This is a genomic window from Gymnodinialimonas phycosphaerae, assembly GCF_019195455.1.
GTDB classification, from domain to species: domain Bacteria; phylum Pseudomonadota; class Alphaproteobacteria; order Rhodobacterales; family Rhodobacteraceae; genus Gymnodinialimonas; species Gymnodinialimonas phycosphaerae.
This window is the reverse complement of the sequence record NZ_JAIMBW010000001.1, coordinates 3265315-3289421: the sequence shown is the minus strand read 5'-3', so window position 1 is coordinate 3289421 and position 24107 is coordinate 3265315. Positions and strand designations below refer to the sequence as shown.

Here is a 24107-nt window from a genome sequence, read left to right as displayed (position 1 = left end):
TTACGGATTCTTGCTGTCCCCGCTTCGGGCAAAGAGGGGACAGTGGGCGTGTTAACCCTTCATTCGGCGGCCACGGTATTCGTCGCCAAAGCCCGCTCCAGGATCGCCTCCGCCGCCTCACGGCCATCGCGGATCGCCCAGACTACAAGGCTCGCGCCGCGCACGATATCGCCGACCGCGAAGACGTTTTCCAACGCGGTCTCGTGGGTCCGGTTGGCCTTCACAGTGCCCCAACGCGTCACCTCCAACTCGGGCGTGTCCCACAGTGTCGGCAGATCCTCGGGCGAGAACCCAAGCGCCTTGATCACCATATCCGCGTCTTCGACGTAGTCCGCGTTTTCAATGACTTCCGGGCTTTGACGTCCCGTCGCATCGGGTGCACCCAATCGCATTTTCTGCACCATGACGCCCCCAACGGCACCCTTGTGATCGCTGAAGCCCTTGGGCGCCGAAAGCCAAACGAAATCAACGCCTTCTTCCTTGGCGTTCTGCACTTCGCGCATCGAACCGGGCATGTTCACCTCGTCCCGACGGTAAAGACATTTGACGCTGGTCGCGCCCTGCCGCGTGGCCGTGCGCACGCAGTCCATCGCCGTATCGCCGCCGCCGATCACCACAACGCGCTTGCCTTCGGCGCTGAGTTCTCCGCTATCGAATTCAGGCACGTCATCGCCAAAAGACTTGCGATTTGAAGCGGTTAGGTAGTCGATCGCACGGATGATCCCGTTCGCGCCCGAGCCGGGGCCGTCCAATTCGCGGGACTTGTAGACACCTGTCGCGATAACGACAAAGTCGTGCTTCTCGCGGATTTCCGCGAAGCTGATGTCTTCTCCGACATTGCAGTTCAGCACGAATTTCACGCCGCCGTCTTCCAGCTGCTTGTTGCGCCGCACCACGACGTCTTTCTCCAGCTTGAAGCCGGGGATGCCGTACATCATCAACCCGCCCGACCGGTCGTAACGATCATAAACGGTCACCTGCAATCCCGCGCGCCGCAGCATGTCCGCCGCGGCCAAGCCGCCGGGCCCTGCGCCGATAATTCCAACCGATTCAGGACGTTCGACGGCGGGTGCAATGGGCATGACCCACCCGTTATCCCACGCCGTGTCGGTGATATACTTCTCGACCGAGCCGATGGTGACCGTCCCGTGACCCGATTGCTCGATCACGCAATTGCCTTCGCACAGCCGATCCTGGGGGCAGATCCGCCCACAGATCTCGGGGAAGGTATTGGTCGCCTGCGACAGGTCATAGGCTTCACGCAGCCGGCCTTCTGCGGTAAGTTTTAGCCAATCGGGGATATTGTTGTGCAACGGGCAATGGCTCTGGCAATAGGGCACGCCACACTGGCTGCACCGCCCGGCCTGCTCCGCCGCTTTTTCCGCCGCATACTCGCCGTAGATCTCGGCGAAATCTTCTTTACGCTGGTCCGCTTCCCGCTTTTCAGGCATCTCTTTGCCAACGGTCACGAACTTCAACATGGGTTGCTTAGCCACACCACATCTCCCATCCATTTGCGGCCCGTATAACGGGCCTGTGAAAGGATAAAAAGACAGTAATACTGACCTATAATCAAGTATTGCGCGTTTGAAGGCTTCACAGAACGCCTTCGGGGCCGCCAATAGGGCAGAATAGGTTACCTATAGGAATTTATAGTGTTTTTAATCAGCCCATTACAAACACCACACGGAGAGGTTGCATGAGCCTGTTCACCCTCTTCCTGCTTGCCCTGATCCAGGGCATCACCGAATTCTTGCCAATTTCCTCCTCCGGTCACCTGATTCTCCTTCCGAATCTTATGGGAGGTGAAGACCAGGGACAGGCCATCGATGTAGCGGTTCATGTCGGCACTTTAGGGGCGGTAATCCTGTATTTCTGGCGCGATGTCCGCGCCGCCGTCGCCGGCACCCCGCGCCTTCTGACAGGGCGCATCGACACACCCGGCGCGAAGCTTGCGTTCCTTCTGGTGATCGCGACCATTCCCGTGATCCTCTTCGGCCTGTTTCTGGAGATCACCGGCATCTACGATCACTTGCGGTCCATTGCGGTGATCGGTTGGACGATGTTGATCTTTGGTCTTGTCCTTTATTGGGCGGATCAGACCGGGAAACACGAAAAACGAAGCAAAAACTGGGACTTCCGAGATGCCGTGATCATGGGGATCTGGCAGGCCATCGCGCTGATTCCCGGCACCTCGCGGTCCGGCATCACCATCACGGCAGCGCGGTATCTGGGATATGACCGCGAAAGCGCGGCGCGGGTGGCAATGCTCATGTCGATCCCCACGATCATCGCATCCGGCGTCTTCGCAGGGGCCGAGGTGATCGCCACAGCCGACGCGCAAACCGCCCGCGACGGCGCCATCGCGGCGGCGCTGTCTTTTATCGCCGCACTCGGCGCGCTTGTCCTGATGTTCAAGCTGCTGCAAAGCGTCAGCTTCACGCCCTACGTGATTTACCGCGTGATATTGGGCGTGGTGCTGCTGGTTATCGCCTATACCTGAAAAGGCTTAGCTTTCCCGCAGGTTCTTGGCGCTTTCCGTGATGTTGGAGAACTGGCCCGAGGGGCGATAGGGCCAAAGGTAATCCTCCAGCACCGCGTCCATCGCCGTGGCCTGAATGCCCAGATCGCTCAGGGTTTTCGCGTCGTCAGCCACGACATTATCGACCCGTAGGCTGCGCACCTGATCCCGCGTCAGGATCGCGTTTCGGAACAATCCACCCGTCAACGTGGACAGCAGATCAAAGCTTGCGCCCATGATGTTCGCCACGAAAAACGGGATGTTGGCGATCAGCCTGCGGCGGCGAACGACATCCAACATGCGCTGCATCAGTTCGCGGAACGTAGCGACATCGGGGCCGCCAAGCTCATAGGTGCCGTGGGCCTCGCCCTTGACCCCCAGAACGGCGGCGGCGGCGACGTCATCAACATAGACGGGCTGAAATCGCGTTTCCGCCCCGGCCACCGGCAGCACAGGCGTGTTGCGGGACATCCCGGCGAAGCGGTTGAAGAAGTTGTCCTCAGGCCCGAAAATGACCGAGGGGCGCAGGATCATGGCATTGGGGAACGCTTCCAGCACGGCGGCCTCTCCCTGGCCTTTGGACTGCGCGTAAAGGCTGGGACCATCGACATCAGCACCAATGGCCGAGATATGCACGAACGAGGTCACGCCCTCTTCCGCGGCGATCCGGGCGATCCGGGCCGCGCCCTCATTCTGCACCGCCTGGAAATTGTTCTTGCCGCCCGCGTCAAAGGTCCCCACGCAGTTCACCACCGCGTCCGAGGCATGGATCGCCGCACGCACGCTGGCGTCGTCGCGGATATTCGCGAGGATCGGCTCGACCTGGCCGACAACCCCGTAAGGCTTGACGAACAGCGCTTCATTCGGTCGGCGCACCGCAACCCGCACGCGCCAACCATCCTTGGCCATGCGGCGGGCGATATACCGACCCACAAAACCGGATCCACCGAAGATTGTGACGAGTTTGGCCATGGTGAGGCTCCTTTAGGCGCGACTTGGGTGCGGTGATACGTGCCCGCCCAAGGTGCGGCAAGGCGCAAAAGGTCTCAACTTTCCGCGAACGGCAGGGAACAAAGGGGATACCGCTGGCGTTTGCTATCGAAGGGATTTACCAGATTCGCATGGGCAGATACGTTTCAACAGCACTAGCACTTGTGGTTTGCGCCTTCGCAGGCACAGCACAGGCGCAAGACATCCAGTTAAACGCCCCCGGCGTGGACGAGGATTTGACCGATCGCCTGCGGGCGTCATCCCTGCTTTTGCAGGAAACGGAAGACGTGCGTACTGCCCAGGATCTCGTCGCTGCCGCGCGAGCGGATTACGGGCGTTTGGTGGCTGCGCTCTATGATGCGGGTCATTTCTCTCCGGTTGTGCGGATCGATGTGGATGGGCGCGAGGCCGCGCGCATCTCACCCTTCGGCGCGCCAAGTGCCATCAACCAGATCATCATTCGCGTCGATCCCGGCCCGGTGTTCCAGCTTGGCACCGCCGAGATTTCGCCCCTCGCGCGCGACACTGAATTACCCGGAGAGTTCCGCCCCGGCGGCGCTGTCACCACAGGCCTGTTGCGCGATACTGCCGGTGCCGCGATCACCGCGTGGCGTGAGTTCGGCTATGCTACCGCCGCTGTGAGCGATCAGCAGATCACCGCGCGGGGCCAAGAGGCGGTACTTGATGTCCGTGTGCGGATCGAGCCCGGGCAGATTGTTCAATTTGGCACGCTTGTGCCACGCGGCCAGGAACGGATGCGCGTTGACCGCATCCTCGCCATCGCGGGCCTGCCGGAGGGGGATACCTTCTCGCCCGAAACGCTCAGCCGCGTGGAAGGCCGTCTTCAGGATACCGGGGTCTTTTCGGCCATCGCCTTGCAAGAAGGCGAGGTCGGCCCCGACGGCGTAATGAATATTGAGGCGACCTTGGTCGAGAATGAGCCGCGCCGTTTCGGCTTCGGGGCCGAGCTGTCCACCGATGACGGTGCCGCGCTGAGCGCCTATTGGCTGCACCGCAACCTTTTCGGCGGCGCCGAGAGGCTTCGAATCGAGGGTGAGATCAGCGGCATCGGGTCGGAGGGAATTTCGACCGAGGATGTGGAGGGCATCGATGCCTCCGTTGGCCTGCGCTACTCGCGCCCCGCGACCTTCACGCCAGACACCACAGCATACGTGGCGTTGGGCGCCGAATATCTGGACGAGCCCGCCTATGCGTTGACCACGATCGGGGCCGAGATCGGGGCCGAGCATCACTTCAATCGCCGCCTGATCGGATCGCTGGGTTTTGCCCTGGATTACTACGATATCGAGGATGAATTCGGTGACCGTCAGGTCACGGTCCTGTCCGCGCCCGTCGGGCTGACATGGGACCGCCGCGATGACCCTCTGGACGCGCGCGATCTGTTCTACCTGGACGGCAGCGCGACCCCCTTCATCATCAATGAAGGCTCCGGTGGCGCGCGGGTCTATCTGGATGGTCGTGTCTACCTGGGCTTCGGCGACAACGATGCCAGTCGTATCGCGGTTCGGGCACAACTGGGCAGTGTCCTGGGCGGCGACATTACCGATATCCCACCGAATTTTCTGTTCTACTCTGGCGGTGCCGGCACCGTGCGCGGGCAAGAATTTCAATCGCTTGGCGCGCTCCAGAATGGGGTCGAGTCCGGCGGACGCAGTTTTGCGGGCCTCTCTACAGAGTTCCGCCAAGACCTCGGCGAGACCGACTTCGGCCTCGTCGCCTTTGCCGACGCGGGTTTCATCGGGGCCGATGCCATGGGCGGTGACGGTGATTGGCATGCGGGGGCGGGCGTCGGCGTGCGGTATGACACGCCCTTCGGGCCGATCCGCGTCGATCTGGCCACCCCGGTACGCGGGTCGGGCGTCGGGGAAGATCTGTTCATCTACATCGGCATTGGGCACGCGTTTTGATCCGCTTTCTCCTGATCATGATGTTGGCGCTATGCCCGCTTGCAGCCGCTGCCCAGGACGACGGCACCGTCCTGTCGCGGTTTCTTGAGGACCAATTGTCCGACGGTGATGACCGTCAGGTCACGATCACCGGGTTCCGGGGTGCGCTGTCCTCGGAAGCGACGTTGGAGCGGATGGAGATTTCAGACGCCGACGGCGTTTGGCTGGTTCTGGAAGACGCGGTGCTGGATTGGACCCGCTCCGCGCTTTTGACCGGAGAGCTTCAGATCAACGCCCTGACGGCGGCCCGGCTAGAGGTCCTTCGCCCCCCGCTTCCCGCCGATGGCGTCGATCTTTCAGATACCGAAGCGCAGCCGTTTTCCTTGCCTGACCTGCCTGTCAGGGTCGATATCGGCACCATCTCGGTCGCCGAGGTCGTTTTGGGCGCGCCCCTCATCGGCCTGCCTGCAACGCTGTCTGTCGATGGCAGGCTCTTGCTGGCAAATGGCACTGGTGAGGCGGACATCACGCTTGACCGTCTAGATGGGCCGACCGGGCAATTCACGTTGGATGCCGCCTACGACAATGCCACCCGCCAGCTGGACCTTGCGCTTCTGCTGCAAGAGGCCGAGGGCGGGCTTGCTGCCGAATTGCTTGGCCTGCCCGGACGGCCGGACGTACGGCTGGCAATTGAAGGCAGTGGCCCGATTGACGGCTTCACAGCCGACATTGCGTTGGCGACCGGGGGTCAGGACCGCATTCTGGGACAGGTCATCTCTTCGGTGGGCGATACCGGCGACCAATTGGTGACCGTGGACATCGGTGGCGATGTCTCTCCGTTGCTGCTCCCCGATTACCGCGCGTTCTTTGGCGACGATGTGCAGCTGCAAGCGCAGGTCCGGCAATCCGCGGAAGGCGGCACCGAGTTGGAAGCGCTTCGCCTGACCTCTACCGCGCTGACGTTGGAGGGCAATCTTGCCCTCGCCCCGAATGGACTGCCAAGCCAGGTCTCGCTCGTCGGGCAGATCACGCCGCCTGAAGGTGACACGGTGCGTCTGCCAGCGGGCGGCGTGAACGCGCAGATCGCGCGGGCCGGTCTGGCGATCATCTATGACCGCGACGAGGGCGATGCCTACCGCCTGCGGCTGGATCTGGACCAGCTGTCAGTGGACGACTTGACCATCACCGACACCGCCCTTGACCTGCAAGGCGCGCTGGCGATCACCGACACCGGGATCGAGGCTGCGACGGCTGACCTGACCGGCGCCTTGACGGGCGTCAGCCACCGCGATCCGGCGTTTGCGCAGGCCCTTGGCACACAGATCGACCTCAGCGCGATGATGTCTTGGGTCAACGGCGCGCCGATGATCCTGTCGGATCTGACCCTGGCGACTGGCGAAGTCGCCCTGACCGGCGGCGCCTCGGCCCAGACCGGAGAGGGGCGTTTGGACGTCGTTCTGGAACTCGCCGCGCAGGCTGGGGACCTTGGCCGCTTCGGCCTCCTTGCGGGCCAACCTCTCGATGGTGCCGTTGATCTGTCCCTGACAGGCACCGCAGAGCCGCTTTCAGGCGCTTTTGATCTGGCCATCAGCGGCCAGGGTCGTGACCTTCGACTGGCCGACGCCGTGCCCGCAGAACTTTTCGCCGGGGAAACGCTTCTTTCAGCGCAGGTGACCCGCGACGAGACGGGCCTGACCTTGCAAGATCTCAGCCTTGAAAACGCGGAACTGAGCCTTGCCGCCGACGCATCGCTCAGTTCCGGCGATACCTCTGCGACCACCCGGTTTCAGCTCCAGAATGTGGGCCTGTTCACCGACCTGCTGTCCGGCCCCGTTACCATCGCAGCCGATGTCACGCGTACCGGCACCGCGCCGTCCGACGTCGTCGCGAACCTTACCGGCCCCAATGCCATTCGCGCGGATATCGACGGCGTTTTCGACGCCGAGACCACTGATTTCACCCTTGCGCTGGACGCTTCGGCCCAGGGACTGAACCTTGGCAACGGTATTCCGCCGCAGCTTCTGGCCGGGCGCACGACGCTTTCGGCCATCGCTGTGCGTGAGGGAGAGGTTCTGACCCTCTCGGACCTGTCGGTCGCCAATCCAGAGCTGACCGTGACGGGCGATGTCAGCATCGGACCCCAGGCCAGCCGCGCCGACATCGCCGCGCGCCTGACGAATGTCGGCCTGTTCACCGATGCTCTCACCGGGCCTGTGCGCGCCGACGGGACGATCACCCGCAACGGGGACGATCCCTGGCAGATCAGTGCTGACCTTGGTGGACCGGGCGGCATGGGCGCCGCTGTCAATGGCCGCGTCGGCCTGCCCGACGGCAGTGTCGATCTGACGGCCACAGGCAGCGCGCCCCTTGCACTGGCAAATCGCTACATCGCCCCCCGGTCGATCCGTGGGACGGCGAATTTCAATCTTGCGATGCAGGGGCAGCCCGGGCTTGCGGCGCTGTCGGGCACGCTCAATACCACGAATACCCGCGTTTCGGTGCCGACCTATGCCTTGGCGGTGGAGAATGTCGGCGTGAATGGCCAGCTTTCAGGCGGGCGCCTGTCGATCAATGCGAATGGCCGTATCTCCAGTGGCGGTGGCATCAGCGCTAATGGGTCGATCAACCTCGCCAATCCGGGCCTCGATGCGCAACTCGCCATCGGCCTGCGGGATGCACGCCTTGTGGATCCCACGCTTTACGAGGCGCGGATCAGCAGCGCGGATCTGACGATTTCCGGCCCCCTCGCACGCGGTCCCCAAGTCAGTGGTACCGTCAACCTTGGCGAATCCGAGATCCGGGTCCCCGAGGCCAGCCTATATGGCAGCGCCGCCATCCCCGAGATCCGCTACGTCGGAGAAACCCGAGAGCAGCGCCTGACGCGGCAGTTCGCGGGGCTTCTGGCCACCGGGTCCAACGGGGGTGCCAGCGGCAGTGCGACCACCGGCCTCGACATCACGATCAATGCGCCGGGGCGGATTTTCCTGCGCGGGCGTGGGATTGATGCGGAATTCGGCGGCACCCTCCGCCTGTTCGGCACTACCGCCAACATGATCCCCACGGGACAGTTCAACCTGTTGCGCGGCAGGCTGTCGATCCTTGGCACCCGGCTGGACTTCACCGAAGGGTCCGCGACCCTGCAAGGCAGTTTCGACCCTTTCCTGCGCCTTGCCGCCACCTCCCGCGCCAGCGGGTACGAGATTACGATCGGTGTCGTCGGCGCGGCCTCCAGCCCGGAAATCACCTTCTCCTCAAGCCCCGCCCTGCCCGAGGATGAGGTTCTGGCGCAGCTTCTGTTCGGTCGCTCTGTCTCGGGGCTGTCGCCATTGCAGCTTTTGCAAATGGCCGATGCAGCCACGTCGCTGGCGGGCGGTTCTACCAATTCCGGCTTCATCGCGGGGCTGCGCGATGGCCTTGGCCTCGACGATCTGGACCTGTCCACCGACGACGAAGGCAACGCCGCCGTGACCGCCGGACGCTACCTGTCCGACAACATCTACACTGACGTCACCATCAACGCCGAGGGCGACGCGGACCTGTCCCTGAACATCGATCTGACTCCGAATATCACTGCGCGTGGGTCCGTTGGATCAGACGGAGGCAGCTCTATCGGAATCTTCTTCGAGCAGGACTATTGACGGCGCGCGGGCGCGGTTATATCAGCCCCCTCACGACACCTGCCCAGGTGGCGGAATTGGTAGACGCGCTAGCTTCAGGTGCTAGTATTGGCAACGATGTGGAGGTTCGAGTCCTCTCCTGGGCACCAAGTCTTTCCTTGCGCTACCGGCCTGTGGCCTACCTGAGCGCGAGGGGCATTCCCCCGCAAATCTGAACTGAACGTGCGGAACGCCCGATGACCAACACCTTGTACCAAAATGACCTTCCCGATGGGCTGCACCTCGGACCCATCGTCGCGATCGATTGCGAAACCATGGGCCTGCATCCGCACCGCGACCGCCTGTGTGTAATCCAACTGTCCGACGGGGACGGCAACGCGCATCTGGTGCAAGTGGCCAAGGGTCAGACAGAGGCGCCGAATCTCTGCGCACTTCTGGAAGACCCCGATACACTCAAGCTGTTCCATTTCGGGCGTTTCGATATCGCCGCCATGTATAACGCCTTCGGCGCGCTGACCGCGCCGGTCTATTGCACCAAGATCGCGTCGAAACTGGTGCGCACCTATACGGACCGCCACGGCCTCAAGAACCTGTTGCAGGAACTGCTTGGCACCGACATCTCCAAGCAGCAGCAAAGCTCGGACTGGGGGGCTGATACGCTAACGCCGGCGCAGATCGAATACGCTGCCTCTGATGTGCTTTATCTGCACGACGTGAAAGACAAACTGGACGCGATGCTGGCCCGCGAAGGCCGGACCGAGATGGCGCAGGCCTGTTTCGATTTCTTGCCGATGCGCGCGAAGCTTGACTTGGCCGGTTGGCCCGAGATGGATATTTTCAGCCACTAAGGCACTTCTCGGACGACCTGGGGCACCCTATATTCAAGGCGTTGAAATCTTGGATTTCAGGCCGCGTTCGTTGGTTCATGGCTTTTCGATAGTGTAATGAGGACGCCCCACCGTGGCACGCGACAACCTCTATTCCAAAGCCGTGGTCTGGGTGAAAATTACCCTGCCCCTCGTGGCGATTGGCCTGTTGTCGTCCCTTTTCCTGCTGTCCGGCGCCCCGGATCCAGACGCCGCTTTGCCCTATGCCGAGGTCAATATTGACCAGATCGCCCGCGAACAGCGCGTGACAGAGCCGCGCTTTGCCGGCGTATTGGGCGACGGTCAGGAAATCATCCTGACCGCCAACGCCGTTTCAGCCGAAGCGTCTCGAACGGAACGGATCCAGGCGCAATCCATCAATGGCCGCATGGACCTGAGCCGGACGGACTTCCTGACCATTCAGGCGGATTTCGGTGATATCGACATGGCCGCCCAGATGGCGACCTTGACCGAGGATGTCGTGCTGCAATCCTCCATGGGATATCGCGTTGAAAGCGAAACGATGGTGATGGCGCTGGACGTGATCAACATGCGGTCGCCCACGCCGATCCATGTCACCGGCCCCGGTTTGGACGTCACCGCCGATACGATGGAAATCACCGGTCCGGACGGAGAGGCAATCCTTCGTTTCAACGGCTCCGTTCGGGTGCTATACGAGCCACAAAGCTGAAGGGCCTTCCATGCACCGTATTCTTGCCCTCTTGGGGTTTGTCCTCCTCCTCACCCAGCCCGCAGCGGCGCAGGTAGATATCGGCTTCGGCGGCGTTGCCTTCGATGACCGCCAACCTGTCGAGGTGACAGCCGATGGCCTGACCCTGGATCAAACCACCGGAGAAGCCATTTTCACCGGCAACGTTATCGTCGTCCAGGGCGACCTTCGCATGGCCGCCGGTGCCGTGCGGATCGTCTACGGCACACAAGGCAACCAGGACGTGAGCGAGGTCATCGCCACCGGCGGCGTCCTCGTGACCCGGGGCGCGGACGCGGCGGAAGGCGGCAGCGCGCGCTACGATGTGGCCTCGGCGCTGCTGACCCTGTCGGGCAACGTGCTTGTGACGCAGGGACCTACCGCGATTTCGGGCGACAGCATGGTCGTGAACATGCGCGCCGGGAACGGATCCGTCGATGGACGTGTGCGCACGGTGCTTGGCGGCACAGACTGATGGCGCTTGAGGTCACAGAAGGCTCTGCCGGGCTTCGGGTTCACAAGCTCCGCAAAAGCTACCGCAAGCGTCCGGTGATCCGCGATGTCACGCTGGAGCTGAACCGGGGCGAGGTTGTCGCGCTTCTGGGCCCCAACGGATCTGGCAAGACGACCAGCTTCTATTGCATCGCGGGGCTGATCACCCCCGATGGCGGACGCGTCACCATCGATGGCCAAGACGTGACGCTGTTTCCGATGTACCGCCGCGCCCGTGCGGGCGTGGGCTATCTGCCGCAAGAGATGTCGATCTTCCGGGGCCTGTCTGTCGAAGACAACATCATGGCGATCCTCGAAATCGTGGAACCCAAGCGCAAGAAGCGCCGTGATCGGCTGGAAGAGTTGCTATCGGAATTCTCGATTGAACATCTGCGCCGCGCCCCCGCGCTTTCGTTGTCCGGCGGTGAGCGACGTCGCGCCGAAATTGCGCGGTGTCTGGCCTCCAACCCGCGCTACGTTTTGCTGGACGAGCCGTTTGCAGGTGTCGATCCCATCGCCGTGGGCGACATTCGCGCGCTGGTGGCCGAGTTGAAGACCCGTGGTATTGGCGTGCTGATCACCGACCACAACGCGCAGGAAACCCTCGCCATCGTGGACCGCGCCTACATCCTTCATGACGGGGTGATCATCATGTCCGGCACCGCCGATGAGGTCGTGAAGGATGAGAACGTGCGCCGTGTTTACCTGGGCCAATCCTTTAAGATCACTTGAACCAATTCCATTGACAGACGGGGCCGTTTGGCCGTCTGATAGACGTGATGGTTGCACTGGCTTCATCTCTTTCCAAGCCCGACGCCTTTTGGCGCGCTCAGAACTTTAACTTTTTGAAAAGTGTTAATATTCAATGGTTTGAAAGGATGCTCAAACTTGAGCAGCCTCAAGATTCCCACCAAAACCGGAGGTTACATGCGGTATCAGATCAGCGGAAAACAGATCGAAATCGGCCAGGCGCTGCAAACACACGTGCAAGACAACCTGGGCGCAATAGCCCAGAAATACGCCGAGCGTCCGACCGATGCGAATGTGATCTTTTCCAAGTCCGGGCCAGAATTTGCCTGTGAAACCACCGTTCATCTGTCCACTGGCTTGACCGCCTCTGCCAAGGCCCACGCCCATGAGATCTACGCCGCGTTCGAAGCGACGGCCGACAAGCTGGAAAAGCAACTCAGACGCTACAAGCGACGCCTGAAAGATCACCACAAAGACCGGACGACGCCCATTGATGTCTTCGGCGGCGCCTCTTATATCCTCGCATCATCGGACGACGCGTCTGAGGACGCCGAGCCCGACACGTTGCAGCCGATCATCGTGGCCGAGATGGAAACCAGTATCCCATCGCTTTCGGTCGGAGAGGCCGTGATGCAAATGGAGATCGCGGGCGCGCCGCTTTTGGTGTTCCGCGAGCAAGGGAACGACCGGGTCAATGTGGTCTATCGCCGGGATGACGGCAACGTGGGCTGGATCGATCCCAAGACCAGTTAATGGATCTGGCCCGGGCTTGGCGTACAGCCCCCGGGCCTACACGTTGCGGCCAAGACCGCACGAGGGGCATGGGAATGGATCTTTCGACTCTTTTGACGCCGGACGCGGTCAAGGTGATGACCGATGTCAGCAGCAAAAAGCGGCTGATACAGTCTATCGCCGAGATTGCCGAAACGCTGATCGATGTGCCCGCCGCGCGCATCTTCGAGGCCCTGCAAGTGCGCGAAGGCCTTGGGCCAACGTCCGTAGGCAATGGCATTGCCCTTCCCCATGCGCGGCTTTCTGAAATCGACCGCGTCGTTGGCGCGTTCATCCGGCTGGAGCGTCCTATCGATTTCGGCGCCGCCGACCGTCAGCCGGTGGACTTGGTCTTTGTTCTGCTAGCCCCTGAGGACTCTGGCGTGGACCACCTCAAGGCCTTGGCCCTGGTGTCCCGGACCCTGCGCGACACGGCGCTTTGCGCGAAGCTGCGGGCCAATAACGACCCCGCAACGCTTTATACCCTGCTGACCGAAGTCGAGGTGACACAGGCCGCCTAGTCCGATCCGTCTAGCGCTTGTTCCACCGCGGAAATCCGAACCCGATGTAATCGCGTCGATAGGTGTCGATCAGCGCCTGCTCGATCTTGCCGTCATAAACGGATTTCAACGGGTAAAGCCCCGGCATCGCCTCTCCGACAACCTCGGGGATGTCTTCAGCCCCGACCGCCTGAGCCAACGCAGGCAGCGCCTCTTTCATCTGTTCTTCATGGATCACCGCTTGCGGCACCATCACCGTGGAAATCCCTTGAAGGATCGCGGTTTGCGTCGCCCATGCCTGATCGACCCGAACGCTGGTTTGCCCCGCGAGATTGCCCTTGAGGAACCCGATAAACCCCTGGAACGCGGCTTTCTGCTCTTCCTCAGTCCAACCGTCGCCCGGTGTTTTTCCCGGCAGGGGCACCTTGTAGCGCTGCCGCAGCGTCTTGCGGGCGGTCTCGTAGGCGGGGCGGTCATCGGGTAGGATAAAGCGATTGAAGACGGTGTAGGCGCGGGCGACGGGATGGCGAAGCACCGTGAAGCTGCGGAACCCGGGATTGTCCTTCATCCACTGGCGCAGCTGCTTCTGGCTCATCTTGCGGATCAGGGCATCCTTGCCGACATCGCCCAACGCCGCCATCCAGGTCAGCACCGAGTTTTCGGGCGCACCCTTGATCGGGCAGAACAGCAACCCAAGCGTCGGATGGGCCACGAAATTCGGCACCTGGGCGGCGCGTTCGGGCTCTAACTCAGGCGATTTCTCTAGGCCGAAACGGTCAAGGTCACTCAGTGCGGCGACCATCTCGTCATAATTCTCGACCTTGTCGCGCAGCGGCGCGGGGTTCTGCTTCTTCAGCTTCTTCGACGTCGCCTCCACCCGCTCGTCCGAGCCGAGGAACGCGGCGAGGCCGTTCAGCATTTCGGGATCGTTGATATCCTCATAGCGGACCTGAAATGCCACCTGGCCCGTCTTCTGTAACCCTTGCCGCAGGTGTTCCTGGAACGGCAGCAGCTTGTCCAACAGCTCTCCGAATTCCGCCGTGTCGAACCGGATTTTCGCCGTTTTTGCATGCTTCATATCGGTCAAACGCCACTGCCCCGTGGCGCTGGCAATCTTGCGGCTGACGTAGCTATCCAGCGGATTGCGCGTCAGGATCACCTTGGCGATGCGTGGATCGGGCAACACGCGGTCCACCACGCGGTCGTCGTGGTCATGGAACAGACGGAACCCCGGCAGGCCGTCGCCGCCATTCTCGATGATCGACTCCAGCAGACCGAGGGGGTCCTGCTCGCGTCGGTCCATGTCATAGCCATACATCTCGAACGTGTTGTGATGGCCAAGGAACGTGGGGTTATAAACCTCCCCCAGACAGTTGATGTCCGGGAAATTGTTGAGGCTGTCTTCCAGATAATTGGAACCCGTCCGCATCTCGGCAAACAATACGAAAGCATCAAAGCGACGGGTCATGGATCACCTCACCAAATAGGGGCGGTTGTCAGCACCGGACGGCGGCAAGGCCACGCCTTCTTGCGGGAAATCACCCACAGCAAAAGGGTTCATGCCCTGGTTCTTCAGATTCTGGAGGAACTTCGGCAAGCCGTCCAGATTGGCCATCTTCGGCGCTTCCGTCAGACGGCTGGCTTGCGCCCCCTCCATGGAATCGAGGATGCGTTGCAGGTTTTCCATCGGCTCTTCCAAAAACTCGGCCAGCGACCAGATGCGGATTTCGGCGCGCGATCGCACGTGCCGCAGCGTGTTCACGAAATCCACCTCGCGCCGTTGCAGACGCGCGGCCTCGGTGCGGATATCGCCGAAATTGCGGTTCGCGGTGAACAGGCGCACCGCCCAACCACCGGTGATCACGCTGATCTGCGCGTTGCTATCGGCGGCCATGAACGCGCCGGGGCGTTGGTTGTCCTGGGGGCCGAACATGAACACCTGCCGTTCGCCGCGCGTGTTCCAGATCAGGTTCGTCAGGAAGCGTTCGGGATTGTAGTCCCGCAGATCGGGCGCGGACGAAAGACAGCCTGCGTATGTTTCCGCATCGCCCGCAAAGCGGACGCGCTTTGGGTCGAAGATATTACCATGGACCGAGGTGCCAAGCCGCCGCGATAACCACGGCTCGAAATCAAGGAACAGGTCGTTGAACCCGTGCAACACCGAATACGGGGCGGCGGATTTGCCATTTTCCCAATCGTTGTTGGGATAGCGCGACTGCATGTAGAGGCCGGGACGCCCCCGCGTCCGACGCTCCAACGCCTTGGCGAATACGCGGTCGATCTTGCCGGGTGTCGGCTCGGCCCGCCGGGCGTTTGCGGCCTCATCGTTCAGGAAGGTGCGGTAGAGCCTTTCGGCCCGGGGCCAGATCTTACGCGCCACGAAGCAGTCCGAGCGGCGCAGCAGATGCAGGTGATCGTCATAGAAGACGTGCGGTTTGCCCTGGAAGTCGAACTTCGACAGGGTCAGCGACCGGCTTTCGATGTTGCGCGAATAGTTGCGCACCAGCGTCTGGTAATAGCTTTCGTCCGGAATCCAGACGAGCTTGAAGTAGCGATCAAACTCACGCCGTTTCGGGTCCTGGATGATCGCCGACAAGGTTTGCCGCGACAGGCACCACCATTGGCTTCCCAAATGCGGCAACAGCCCCCCGGGCATCTTGCGCTTGAAGCCGACTTTGCGTTGCAATTCCACGTAGCGGTCAAACAGGAAACGGTGACGTTTCCACGAAAACGGAAATCGGAGTTGGAATCGTTCGGTGTTGAGGCCATCGATGGTCCAATCAACATCGCGGATCGTGACGGATTCGATGAAATCCGTCATCGGTCGTGCAGCCAGATAGGCGCGCAATTCATCCACCGGGCGCAGAGGCAGGCAGGACCCTGAGGCCAGGTACACGTGTCGGACGCCGGGAAACTCTTCCAGCATCATCTCGGCGCCGGTCTGGCTTGCCTGCACCAGGCTCCACGTGCCCCATTCGCACTTGCGACGCTTGCAGAACTTGACGTTGTCCAGGTCGGAAAGCTCTCGCTTCAGCCACGCGTTCTTGTCCTTCGCCACCCGTTTGTCGAGGTGGATGACAACGGGGCAATCCCGCTCGGCCCAGTGGCGTGCAACCTCAGCCGCGCGGTTCAGCGCAGTATGACACATCATCACGAAGCCCAGTGTACTCATGGCGTATTCATGCCCAGTTGCCTTTGGACATAAGACCCAAGATCTCTAGCTGGCGCCAATTGATGTATTTCTCGGACCATTTGCTCCAGAAATCTGGGTTTTCCTTCAACCCGTCCGCATAAGCCTTATACTCGGCGGAGGCGGCATAATGCTCTCGCCGGTCCAACTCTTCCTTGGCCTTGGCGCTGAACGTGTCGAGAAACTTCGCGTGCAGCAGCACGCCCGAGGCCTTCTCTCCCCCCCATTCGTCGTAGACGCGATTAAGCCCCCTCGGCAGCAACATGTGTGTCGAGGACGCATAGGCATGGTGCTTTTGCCAATTCACCAAAGGCGTTTTGTTCAACGCCGGCGCGCGTTCGGGGTTGTCGCTAAAAAAGGCACGCGCTCGCGGGCCGCCCTGAATCCAGAGGTTCCCATACTCCCAATTCCGGGTGACGGAATAGTTCCCGGCATCGAACCAACAGGCAATGTCGAAAGGGTTTTGCCCCTCATGGTAGGGCTGCGCATCGATGGGGCCCTTTGGGTACATATCCAGCAGCATCGCGCCAAACGACTTGATCGAAGACGCATCCAGCCAATCCGTCAAAGCCGGAATTGGGCGGGTATCACTGAACGGGTAGACCAGGAATTCATCGGGATCGACCGTAAGGCACCAATGCTTGTGCCCATAAAGGCGCAACAGGCGATTCATCCAATCTATCCCGAACCGAGACCGCTTGTACGATTCGTCCGTCCACCAAACGCTGCAATCGGGCTGCTCGGCCAGGTATTCGCGGGTGCCATCGCCGCTATCATTGTCCACGAACAGGAAATGGTTCACGCCGCGGTCACGATAGTAATTCAGGAAGTACTTGAGGCGCACCCGCTCATTGCGGAGCGTGCAGAAAAGAAGAACGTCACCGTCTCGGATCGCGTCCGTCCGCTGCGCCACGACCTCCAGCCCGCGGGATTTGCGCCACGCGCGCACAAGGAACCGCTTGCGTTCAAGGCGCAAACCGTAACGCTTGATCGCTTTCATGGGCGGCCTTTCTCGGCTGACGGTTGGATGGCTTCTGCCACCTTAATAAAGTGCTCTGCCCAAGTGGCGACCTTCAACGTGGTCAACTCCGGCTTAACGGCAATACCGCAAAAGTGTTGTCTAATCGTTTCCGCCCAAGAGTACGCGTCGTTACTGTCCACGTAAACGGCACAATCGCCCAGAGTTTCCCGGAAAACCGGTAAGTTAGAACAGATTGGCGTGGCGCCTGCCAATGCGGCCTCCAGAGGCGGGTAGCCGTAGCCCTCAGCGAGAGAGGGGAACAGCAGCGCATTCGCGCGCGCAAGGTGCCCTTGAACCTCCGTATCAGACAGCGGCCCATGCATGAAAATGGACTGCCCCAAAAGGGGGTGCGCTTTGATCCGGGCAATCAGATCGTCGACCTTCCAACCGGTCGCCCCGATGATGTGAAGCTCTGGCATCTGCGGCAAGGACATGACCGCAAGGGCTTCCCAAGCGTCGATCATCAGCGCGTGGTTCTTGCGGACCTCTACCGTGCCAAGCATCACGAAATGGCCCGGCTCTCGATCCTGAGGGTCGGGCATCTGCCACGGCGTGACGCCCAGATGCGCCACGATCTGACGCATCGGCACACTTTGCCCTGCCCAATGGGCTTCCAGATCTGCCTGCGTTGCAGCCGAATTGCTGATGACCAGATCCGCGTACTGGCGGACCCGGTCGATCCGGCCAGCAAAGGGTTCTGGCAAGCCGTCGGCCACGTAATTTGGGTGGGTCAGCGGGATAAGGTCGTGGATCATCACGGCGCAGGTGCCGGGATGGGCGGACATGGCCGACAAGGTCGCCTCGGACAGATTGGAATGGCCCACGTTCAGATAGATGCAGCCGCGCGGGGCGTGATCCCGCAGCAGTTTCGGCAGACCGGGCGGACGGCACCGGGCGACGGCAAGCCGCCGCAAAGCCGCCTCCGCCCTGTGGCGCGGTTTGTTTCCCCGTCCCGTCAGGCGCGAGATCCAATCGGCGCGACCCAGATCAATCCCATTGATCATGTCCAGAAGGGCCTGCGCGCCGCGACGATCCAGAAGCAGATACCCCCGCGTGGTGCGGCACAGGTAACTGGCATCACCCGTAAGCGCCTCAACCAGATAGGCCATTTCGACACGATCGATCCCGGTCAACGCGCCGCGCCCGACACGGGTCAGAAGCCGTGTGACATCCAGCCAGAGACACGGAATATCACGCAACCCTGGCATGGCAGCGCCGCTACTGCGCGGCGTTGCGAACCGACATCATGTCGGCAAGGTAATCCTGGAATTCATCGCGCAGATCATCCCGCGCAAGGCCAAAGGCGACGGTGGCTTGAAGGAAACCTGCCTTGGAGCCACAGTCGAACCGCTGCCCCTTGAAGCGATAGCCATAGACGTTGTCGGCGCTGGAAATTTCCTGCGCGATGGCGTCGGTCAACTGGATCTCGCCCCCCGCGCCGGATTTGATCTTGTTAAGATGGCCCATGACGTCAGGCGACAGAATGTAGCGCCCGATCACGGCAAGATTTGACGGCGCCTTGCCCTGATCCGGCTTCTCGACCATGCCCTTCACCGACACGACTGAGCCCATGTCTTCCTTGATATCCAGGATGCCATAGGACGAGGTCTTGTTATCCGGCACTTCCATCGCAGCGACCATGTTGCCGCCGATATCTGCGTGGGCCTCGACCATTTGCTGCAAGCAGGGCGTCTCTGCTGCGATCACGTCATCGGGCAGGATCACGGCAAACGGCTCATTGCCCAACAGACGGCGGGCGCACCAGACGGCGTGACCCAGACCCAACGCCTTGTGCTGACGCATGTAGGCAATCGCGCCACTGTCCATGTTGGTGCTTTTCAGCATCTCCAACATCTCGGTTTTACCCTTTTTGCGCAGGGTGCTTTCAAGTTCCGGACAATGGTCGAAGTAGTCTTCCAACGCGGACTTCCCGCGGCTGGTCACAAAAATGAATTCCTTGATGCCAGCAGCACGGGCCTCATCGATCGCGTATTGGATAAGCGGACGGTCGACCAACGTCATGATCTCTTTCGGGATCGATTTGGTAGCCGGAAGGAAACGGGTGCCGAGACCCGCGACTGGAAAGATCGCCTTGGTAACTCTTTTTTTCATGCCTTGCCCCTAGAACGCAGTGCCGCTTTTGCGCGGTATTCTGCTGTATTATTTTAACTGGCACGTTAACAAAGCAAAGCGAACGTGGAAACGATCAATTTGAATCCCTGTCAGGAGCAATGCCGCGCGTGGCAGAAATACGACGGGTTTCGGCAGCAATCCGCGCGCGAAATGACGTGAATTGAAACCTTGAACCAGCGCGATCCGAGGGACCAAAAAGACCGCCCGTCTGTTCCCACCAACCACCATCCGTGAAGCGCACCCGGTGCTTGCGCGGCGTCGGCTCGAACGCGAAAAGGCTGACGGGGTGCCCCTTGATGACCAGCTCGGCCGCCTCCGCGCGCAGTCGGTTAAGCTGGAACGACCGCCCCGACAAGACGCGATGCGGTGGTGGGTTGGTCGATTGGAACGGGTCGAAATCGCCTGTGTCAGAGCCGATCTTCGGCTCATGGCTCACGCGCGCTTGGCCCGCCTTAAAACCCTCGCGAAGGGTCTCCATCAACTCTCGCATCTTGGCCGCATTCAGCTTTCGGGCTCTGGCCAGACGCAACAGCCGCGTGCTTTGCGCGGCCTCCAATGCGCGCAGCGCGTTCTCTCGCTGATCCTCGGGCGCGTGCTTGCGCAGATAGACAGCCGTCGATGCGCCGATATCGAACAGACTAAGGGGCACGCGCGCCTGGGTCCGGCGGGTGCTCGCCTCAAACCCATGATGGACAACCGCGCGCGGCGCCCAAGCCGTGGCCAGCCCCGCACGACCAACCCGGAACGAGATATCCGTGTCATCAAGGTAGAAATGCAGCGCTTTGTCGAAGCCGCCCATCTGCACCAGCGCTTCGCGCCGAAACGCCATGTTGGTGCCTTGCAGTTTACGCGCGAAACCGTCTCTGATCGGCGTATCAGGCTCTACCTGGATGTCGTGAGCGACCCCGTTCACCGCAAGGGGCCCCCATTGGAGAGAGATCCCGTTGCGCCCCAGGACCGGGCCGGTGATCGCGGCAAGATCGGGCACGGCGAAGGCGTCGAGGACGGCCTGAGACCAGGTAGGCTCGGCCACGGCATCGTCATCGATGAAGGCAATGATATCGCCTGCGGCGGCACCGATCCCGGCATTGCGCGCGGCAGAGATATTGGGCTGGCGTTGCGGCAGCAGCTTCAAGGCACCAACTACGGGCAACGTCCGCACGGCGGCTTGCCCCCCTGCATCCGCGACAACGATCACCTCGCACCCGGCGGTGGCCTGTTGTGACAGGCTGAGAAGACAGCGCCGAAGGGCATCGGGTCGTCCGGCGCTGACGACAACAACGCTCAGGCGCGATTGGGTCAAGGGGCGCCCATCTCTTGCAACATCGCCTCGATCCTCGGGATATCCTCGGGGTTGTTCAATTCCCAGAACTTGGCGCCTCTGGCTTCCACTTCGACGCATAAAACCGGGTGGCCAGCCTCAAGGAAACGCAGCTGTTCAAGGCCTTCAAGGGTCTCTAACGGGCCGACAGACCAATGCGGATAGGCCCGCAGCGCCCAAGGGCGGTAGGCGTAAACGCCGACGTGGTGGAACACCGGCGTGGCGGCGTCGGGGGCGTAGGCCTCGGACGTGAACGGCACGACTTCCTTGGAAAAGTAGAGCGCCCGCATCTTGCTATCGGCCACCGCTGTCGTGCCTCCCACGCGCCCCGCCGCGCGATCTGCCTTCAGCGCCGCCAGCGTTTCGCCATCACAGCGCAGGATCGGCGTGGCGATCGCGGCTTGCGCATCGCCGCGCAAGCCCGCCACTAGTTTTTCCAGGAACCATGGCGGCGTCAGGGGTGCGTCGCCTTGCAGGTTCACGATAATCTCGACGTCGCCCCCCTCTTGAGATGAAAGAATCTCCAGCGCCTCGGCACAGCGTTCCGTCCCGTTGCGCGCCTCCGATGAGGTCATCAGAACCTCTGCCCCGAACGCCCGCGCGGCATCGGCGATGCGGTCATCGTCGGTGGCGACGTAGACACTATCAAGGCCAGAAACCCCCTGCGCCGCGCGCCAGGATCTCTCGATCAACGACACCGATTCCCCCGTGGCCCCGGTGAGCATCGCCAAGGGTTTGCCCGGATAGCGGGTCGAGGCGTAGCGGGCCGGTATTACACAGGCAACCGTCATGGCTGCTTCAACTCCACGCCCGGCGCGTAGGCGATGAAGAACCCGTTGGCGAAGCCGTCCTTGCCGTAGTCGAAGGCTGCGTGATCTTCAAACCGGACCATCTTGCCGCCAGCCCCGCGCAGGACCGCGTCGCCCGCCGCCGTGTCCCATTCCATGGTGCGGCCCAGGCGGGGGTAAATGTCGGCCTCTCCCGTCGCGACAAGGCAGAACTTCAAAGACGAGCCCGCGCTTTTCATGTCCGTATGGGCGTATTTGTTGATGTAATCATCCGTTGCCTGATCGCGGTGCGATTTGCTTGCCACGACGCGCAGCGCGGCGTTATCAGGCTTCGACACGCCAATCTGATCAAGCCTACCGGGCGCATCAGGGTCAAACGGGCCCGCTTCCTCAACACTCACACCATCAGCCGTCGTGTAGAACAACCGCCCCTTGGCGGGCGCATAGACGATGCCGCGCACGGGCACGCCACCCTCGACCAGCGCGATGTTAACGGTGAAATCTCCGCGGCGCTTGATGAATTCTTTCGTGCCATCCAGCGGGTCGACGATCAGGAACTGATCGGCGCTCAACCCGTGGCTATCGGCCTGCTCTTCGGTCACCAGCGTCACCTCGGGGAAGGCTGCGCGCAGATGCCGCGAGATGATCGCATCCGCGGCCTCATCGGCCTCTGTCACGGGGCTGTCGTCGGATTTGACCTTCACGTCGAAATCCTCTGCGCCGTAAACCTCCATGATCGCATCGCCCGCTTCCAAGGCAGCAGCGCGCATGACGGCAACAAGTTTTTCGTGATCCATACGTTCACCTGACGTTGAATTGAAAATTAATACCTAAGGCGTTATCAACTGCGCGTGTAGGAACGGCAAGCAAAGCCTATGGGCGTTGCGCGAACAACAAGCTGAACCACACGGGGCGGCAGGCAAGGATTAGGCGATATGTTTGAAACCCGGACGTCCACGTCCACGCTGGGGCTGATCTTCAATTTCATGGAGGTCACGTTCCACGCGGCTGCGCGTAAGGTCCGCAAAAACCACGGCAATGCGATCCTGGCCATTGCCCTGTCGATCATACAAAGCGTCATGTTCATTGCCGCCTTCTACTTCATGTTCAGCTTCCTCGGGGGCCGTACCGCCGCCCTGCGCGGGAACTTCATGGTCTACCTGATGTCGGGGATCTTCCTGTACCTGACCCACATTCAGACCGTTCGCGCCGTGATGGGCGCCGACGGGCCGACCAGTGCGATGATGCAGCACGCGCCGATGAACACGCTTGTTTCCATCTGTTCCGAGGCGTTGGCCGTGCTTTACACGCAGACCATTGCCGTCATGTGCATTCTGCTGCTGATCCATACCGTGGTTGCGCCAGTGCACATCAATGATTGGCCCGGCGCCATGCGGATGTTCCTTCTGGCGTGGGGTGTGGGCGTGGCCTTGGGGATCATTCTGATGGCCTGGAAGCCGTGGATGCCGGATCTCGTGCAGATCCTGTCCATGGTCTACATCCGCGCGAATATGATCTTTTCGGGCAAGATGTTCCTTGCCAACATGATGCCCGCGATGATGCTGCCCGCGTTCCAGTGGAACCCCCTGTTCCACATCATCGATCAGACGCGAGGCTATGTGTTCGTGAATTACTTCCCGCACAACACCAACGTCGCCTATCCCTTCTACTTCATGCTGGGGGCGCTTCTGTTCGGGATGATGCTAGAGGCGTATACCCGCAAACATGCCTCCTCCAGTTGGGAAGCAAAACGCTAGGCGCAATCCACAAAGTGAAAACCGGTTTTCGGATCAAATTGCGCGAGAACTGAGCCCTATTCCACGACCCGCATCGTCAGGTTGATCCGCCCCCCTTTCGGCAGGAGGGCGGACGAGCCCGCTCTGATCCGGTCAATCCCGTGGAAGTTCAGCCGGGCAGTCCCGCCCATCACCGCCACATCCCCTGATTTCAGCCAGATCGATTGCGTCTTGCCGCCGCGTTCCGGGCCGCCGACCCGAAACAGTGCCTCATCCCCCAACGACACAGAGACGACAGGCATGTCGAAATCCCCTTCATCCCGGTCCTGATGCATCCCCATTCTGGCGTCGGCGTCATAATAGTTGATCAGGCAGCTCTGCGGATCACGGGCCACGCCGGACACGGCGCGCCAGATGTCCAGGGCCCCCGGCGGGATCGGCGGCCATTCCATGCCGTCCGGGTGCTTGCGGTCATAGCGATAGCCCCTGCGATCACTGATCCACCCGAATGTCCCGGCCGAGGTCATCCGAACCGACATCGCCCTGCCCGTCCGCGTCTCGGGCCGATACAGCGGCGCGGACCGCACCACCCGGCGCACCTGTTCCACCAAATCGGCCTGATCCGCCGCATTCAGGTGTTCCTGATGCACAACAATTCCACCGACTTGGACATTCATCGCAGATTCCTCGGATTCCGTGGGACGCGGACGCTTGCAGCCCTAAATCACGGTTCTTATATACCGTCCGAACTCGGGTGGGCACTTCTGGTGCCGCCTAAAGTCAATGGTAAGGCGG

At 61.4% G+C, this 24107-nt stretch carries 21 protein-coding genes and 1 tRNA gene; 11 read left to right on the top strand and 11 right to left on the bottom strand.

Annotated features, from left to right (window positions below):
- Positions 1-59: 59 nt before the first annotated feature.
- Complete coding sequence (locus KUL25_RS16325; protein ID WP_257893889.1) at positions 60-1496, bottom strand: NAD(P)-dependent oxidoreductase; 1437 nt, start codon at positions 1494-1496, stop codon at positions 60-62.
- Positions 1497-1699: 203 nt separating this feature from the next.
- On the opposite strand from KUL25_RS16325, the gene KUL25_RS16320 reads away from it, so the two are divergent.
- Positions 1700-2503: an undecaprenyl-diphosphate phosphatase gene (locus tag KUL25_RS16320; protein WP_257893888.1), complete on the top strand. Its 804-nt coding sequence runs from the start codon at positions 1700-1702 to the stop codon at positions 2501-2503.
- Positions 2504-2509: 6 nt separating this feature from the next.
- Here the strand turns inward: KUL25_RS16320 and KUL25_RS16315 are convergent, their stop codons facing one another.
- The gene (locus tag KUL25_RS16315) at positions 2510-3493 is read right to left on the bottom strand and encodes a complex I NDUFA9 subunit family protein (RefSeq protein WP_257893887.1); all 984 of its coding nucleotides are present in this window, start codon (positions 3491-3493) and stop codon (positions 2510-2512) included.
- A gap of 149 nt (positions 3494-3642) precedes the next feature.
- Between KUL25_RS16315 and KUL25_RS16310 the strand changes: the two genes are divergently transcribed.
- The 9 genes from KUL25_RS16310 (at position 3643) to KUL25_RS16270 (ending at position 13144) form a co-directional block, all read left to right on the top strand.
- Entirely contained in the window at positions 3643-5439 is a 1797-nt protein-coding gene (locus tag KUL25_RS16310) for an autotransporter assembly complex protein TamA (protein ID WP_257893886.1), read from the top strand.
- On the top strand, positions 5436-9056 hold the full coding sequence (locus KUL25_RS16305; protein WP_257893885.1) for a translocation/assembly module TamB domain-containing protein: 3621 nt from the start codon (positions 5436-5438) through the stop codon (positions 9054-9056). Before KUL25_RS16310 ends, KUL25_RS16305 begins: the two co-directional genes overlap by 4 nt.
- 41 nt (positions 9057-9097) lie before the next feature.
- A tRNA-Leu gene (locus tag KUL25_RS16300) sits at positions 9098-9184 on the top strand.
- A gap of 87 nt (positions 9185-9271) precedes the next feature.
- Positions 9272-9883 (top strand): ribonuclease D, encoded by a 612-nt coding sequence (locus KUL25_RS16295; protein WP_068355851.1) that lies wholly within the window; start codon positions 9272-9274, stop codon positions 9881-9883.
- Positions 9884-9995: 112 nt separating this feature from the next.
- Positions 9996-10592 carry an LPS export ABC transporter periplasmic protein LptC gene (lptC, locus tag KUL25_RS16290; RefSeq protein ID WP_257893884.1) on the top strand — a complete coding sequence of 199 codons (597 nt, stop codon included), beginning with the start codon at positions 9996-9998 and terminating at the stop codon, positions 10590-10592.
- A gap of 10 nt (positions 10593-10602) precedes the next feature.
- Entirely contained in the window at positions 10603-11085 is a 483-nt protein-coding gene (locus KUL25_RS16285) for an LptA/OstA family protein (protein ID WP_257893883.1), read from the top strand.
- Entirely contained in the window at positions 11085-11834 is a 750-nt protein-coding gene (gene lptB / locus KUL25_RS16280) for an LPS export ABC transporter ATP-binding protein (RefSeq protein ID WP_257893882.1), read from the top strand. Before KUL25_RS16285 ends, lptB begins: the two co-directional genes overlap by 1 nt.
- Before the next feature lie 195 nt (positions 11835-12029).
- Positions 12030-12605: a ribosome hibernation-promoting factor, HPF/YfiA family gene (gene hpf / locus KUL25_RS16275; RefSeq protein WP_257894883.1), complete on the top strand. Its 576-nt coding sequence runs from the start codon at positions 12030-12032 to the stop codon at positions 12603-12605.
- Between the two features lie 74 nt (positions 12606-12679).
- Positions 12680-13144: a PTS sugar transporter subunit IIA gene (locus KUL25_RS16270; protein ID WP_257893881.1), complete on the top strand. Its 465-nt coding sequence runs from the start codon at positions 12680-12682 to the stop codon at positions 13142-13144.
- A 10-nt stretch (positions 13145-13154) separates the two neighbouring features.
- Here KUL25_RS16270 and KUL25_RS16265 read toward each other — a convergent pair whose 3' ends face one another.
- From KUL25_RS16265 to cysQ, 8 genes are all read right to left on the bottom strand, one after another.
- Positions 13155-14591, bottom strand: a complete 1437-nt coding sequence (locus KUL25_RS16265; RefSeq protein WP_257893880.1) for a sulfotransferase family 2 domain-containing protein — start codon at positions 14589-14591, stop codon at positions 13155-13157.
- Positions 14592-14594: 3 nt separating this feature from the next.
- Positions 14595-16295 (bottom strand): DUF5927 domain-containing protein, encoded by a 1701-nt coding sequence (locus KUL25_RS16260; protein ID WP_257893879.1) that lies wholly within the window; start codon positions 16293-16295, stop codon positions 14595-14597.
- A gap of 7 nt (positions 16296-16302) precedes the next feature.
- Complete coding sequence (locus tag KUL25_RS16255; protein ID WP_257893878.1) at positions 16303-17313, bottom strand: glycosyltransferase family 2 protein; 1011 nt, start codon at positions 17311-17313, stop codon at positions 16303-16305.
- Positions 17310-18542 (bottom strand): glycosyltransferase, encoded by a 1233-nt coding sequence (locus KUL25_RS16250; RefSeq protein ID WP_257893877.1) that lies wholly within the window; start codon positions 18540-18542, stop codon positions 17310-17312. The genes KUL25_RS16255 and KUL25_RS16250 overlap by 4 nt, the downstream gene beginning before the upstream one ends.
- A gap of 10 nt (positions 18543-18552) precedes the next feature.
- Positions 18553-19446: a UTP--glucose-1-phosphate uridylyltransferase GalU gene (galU, locus tag KUL25_RS16245; RefSeq protein ID WP_257893876.1), complete on the bottom strand. Its 894-nt coding sequence runs from the start codon at positions 19444-19446 to the stop codon at positions 18553-18555.
- 94 nt (positions 19447-19540) lie between these two features.
- Positions 19541-20770: a glycosyltransferase family 2 protein gene (locus KUL25_RS16240; RefSeq protein ID WP_257893875.1), complete on the bottom strand. Its 1230-nt coding sequence runs from the start codon at positions 20768-20770 to the stop codon at positions 19541-19543.
- Positions 20767-21579: a 3-deoxy-manno-octulosonate cytidylyltransferase gene (locus KUL25_RS16235; RefSeq protein WP_257893874.1), complete on the bottom strand. Its 813-nt coding sequence runs from the start codon at positions 21577-21579 to the stop codon at positions 20767-20769. The genes KUL25_RS16240 and KUL25_RS16235 overlap by 4 nt, the downstream gene beginning before the upstream one ends.
- A complete protein-coding gene (gene cysQ, locus KUL25_RS16230) occupies positions 21576-22373 on the bottom strand; it encodes a 3'(2'),5'-bisphosphate nucleotidase CysQ (RefSeq protein ID WP_257893873.1) in 798 nt (265 codons plus the stop codon). Before cysQ ends, KUL25_RS16235 begins: the two co-directional genes overlap by 4 nt.
- Before the next feature lie 138 nt (positions 22374-22511).
- On the opposite strand from cysQ, the gene KUL25_RS16225 reads away from it, so the two are divergent.
- On the top strand, positions 22512-23333 hold the full coding sequence (locus tag KUL25_RS16225; protein WP_257893872.1) for an ABC transporter permease: 822 nt from the start codon (positions 22512-22514) through the stop codon (positions 23331-23333).
- Positions 23334-23389: 56 nt separating this feature from the next.
- Here KUL25_RS16225 and KUL25_RS16220 read toward each other — a convergent pair whose 3' ends face one another.
- On the bottom strand, positions 23390-23989 hold the full coding sequence (locus KUL25_RS16220; protein WP_257893871.1) for an alpha-ketoglutarate-dependent dioxygenase AlkB family protein: 600 nt from the start codon (positions 23987-23989) through the stop codon (positions 23390-23392).
- Positions 23990-24107 lie beyond the last annotated feature (118 nt).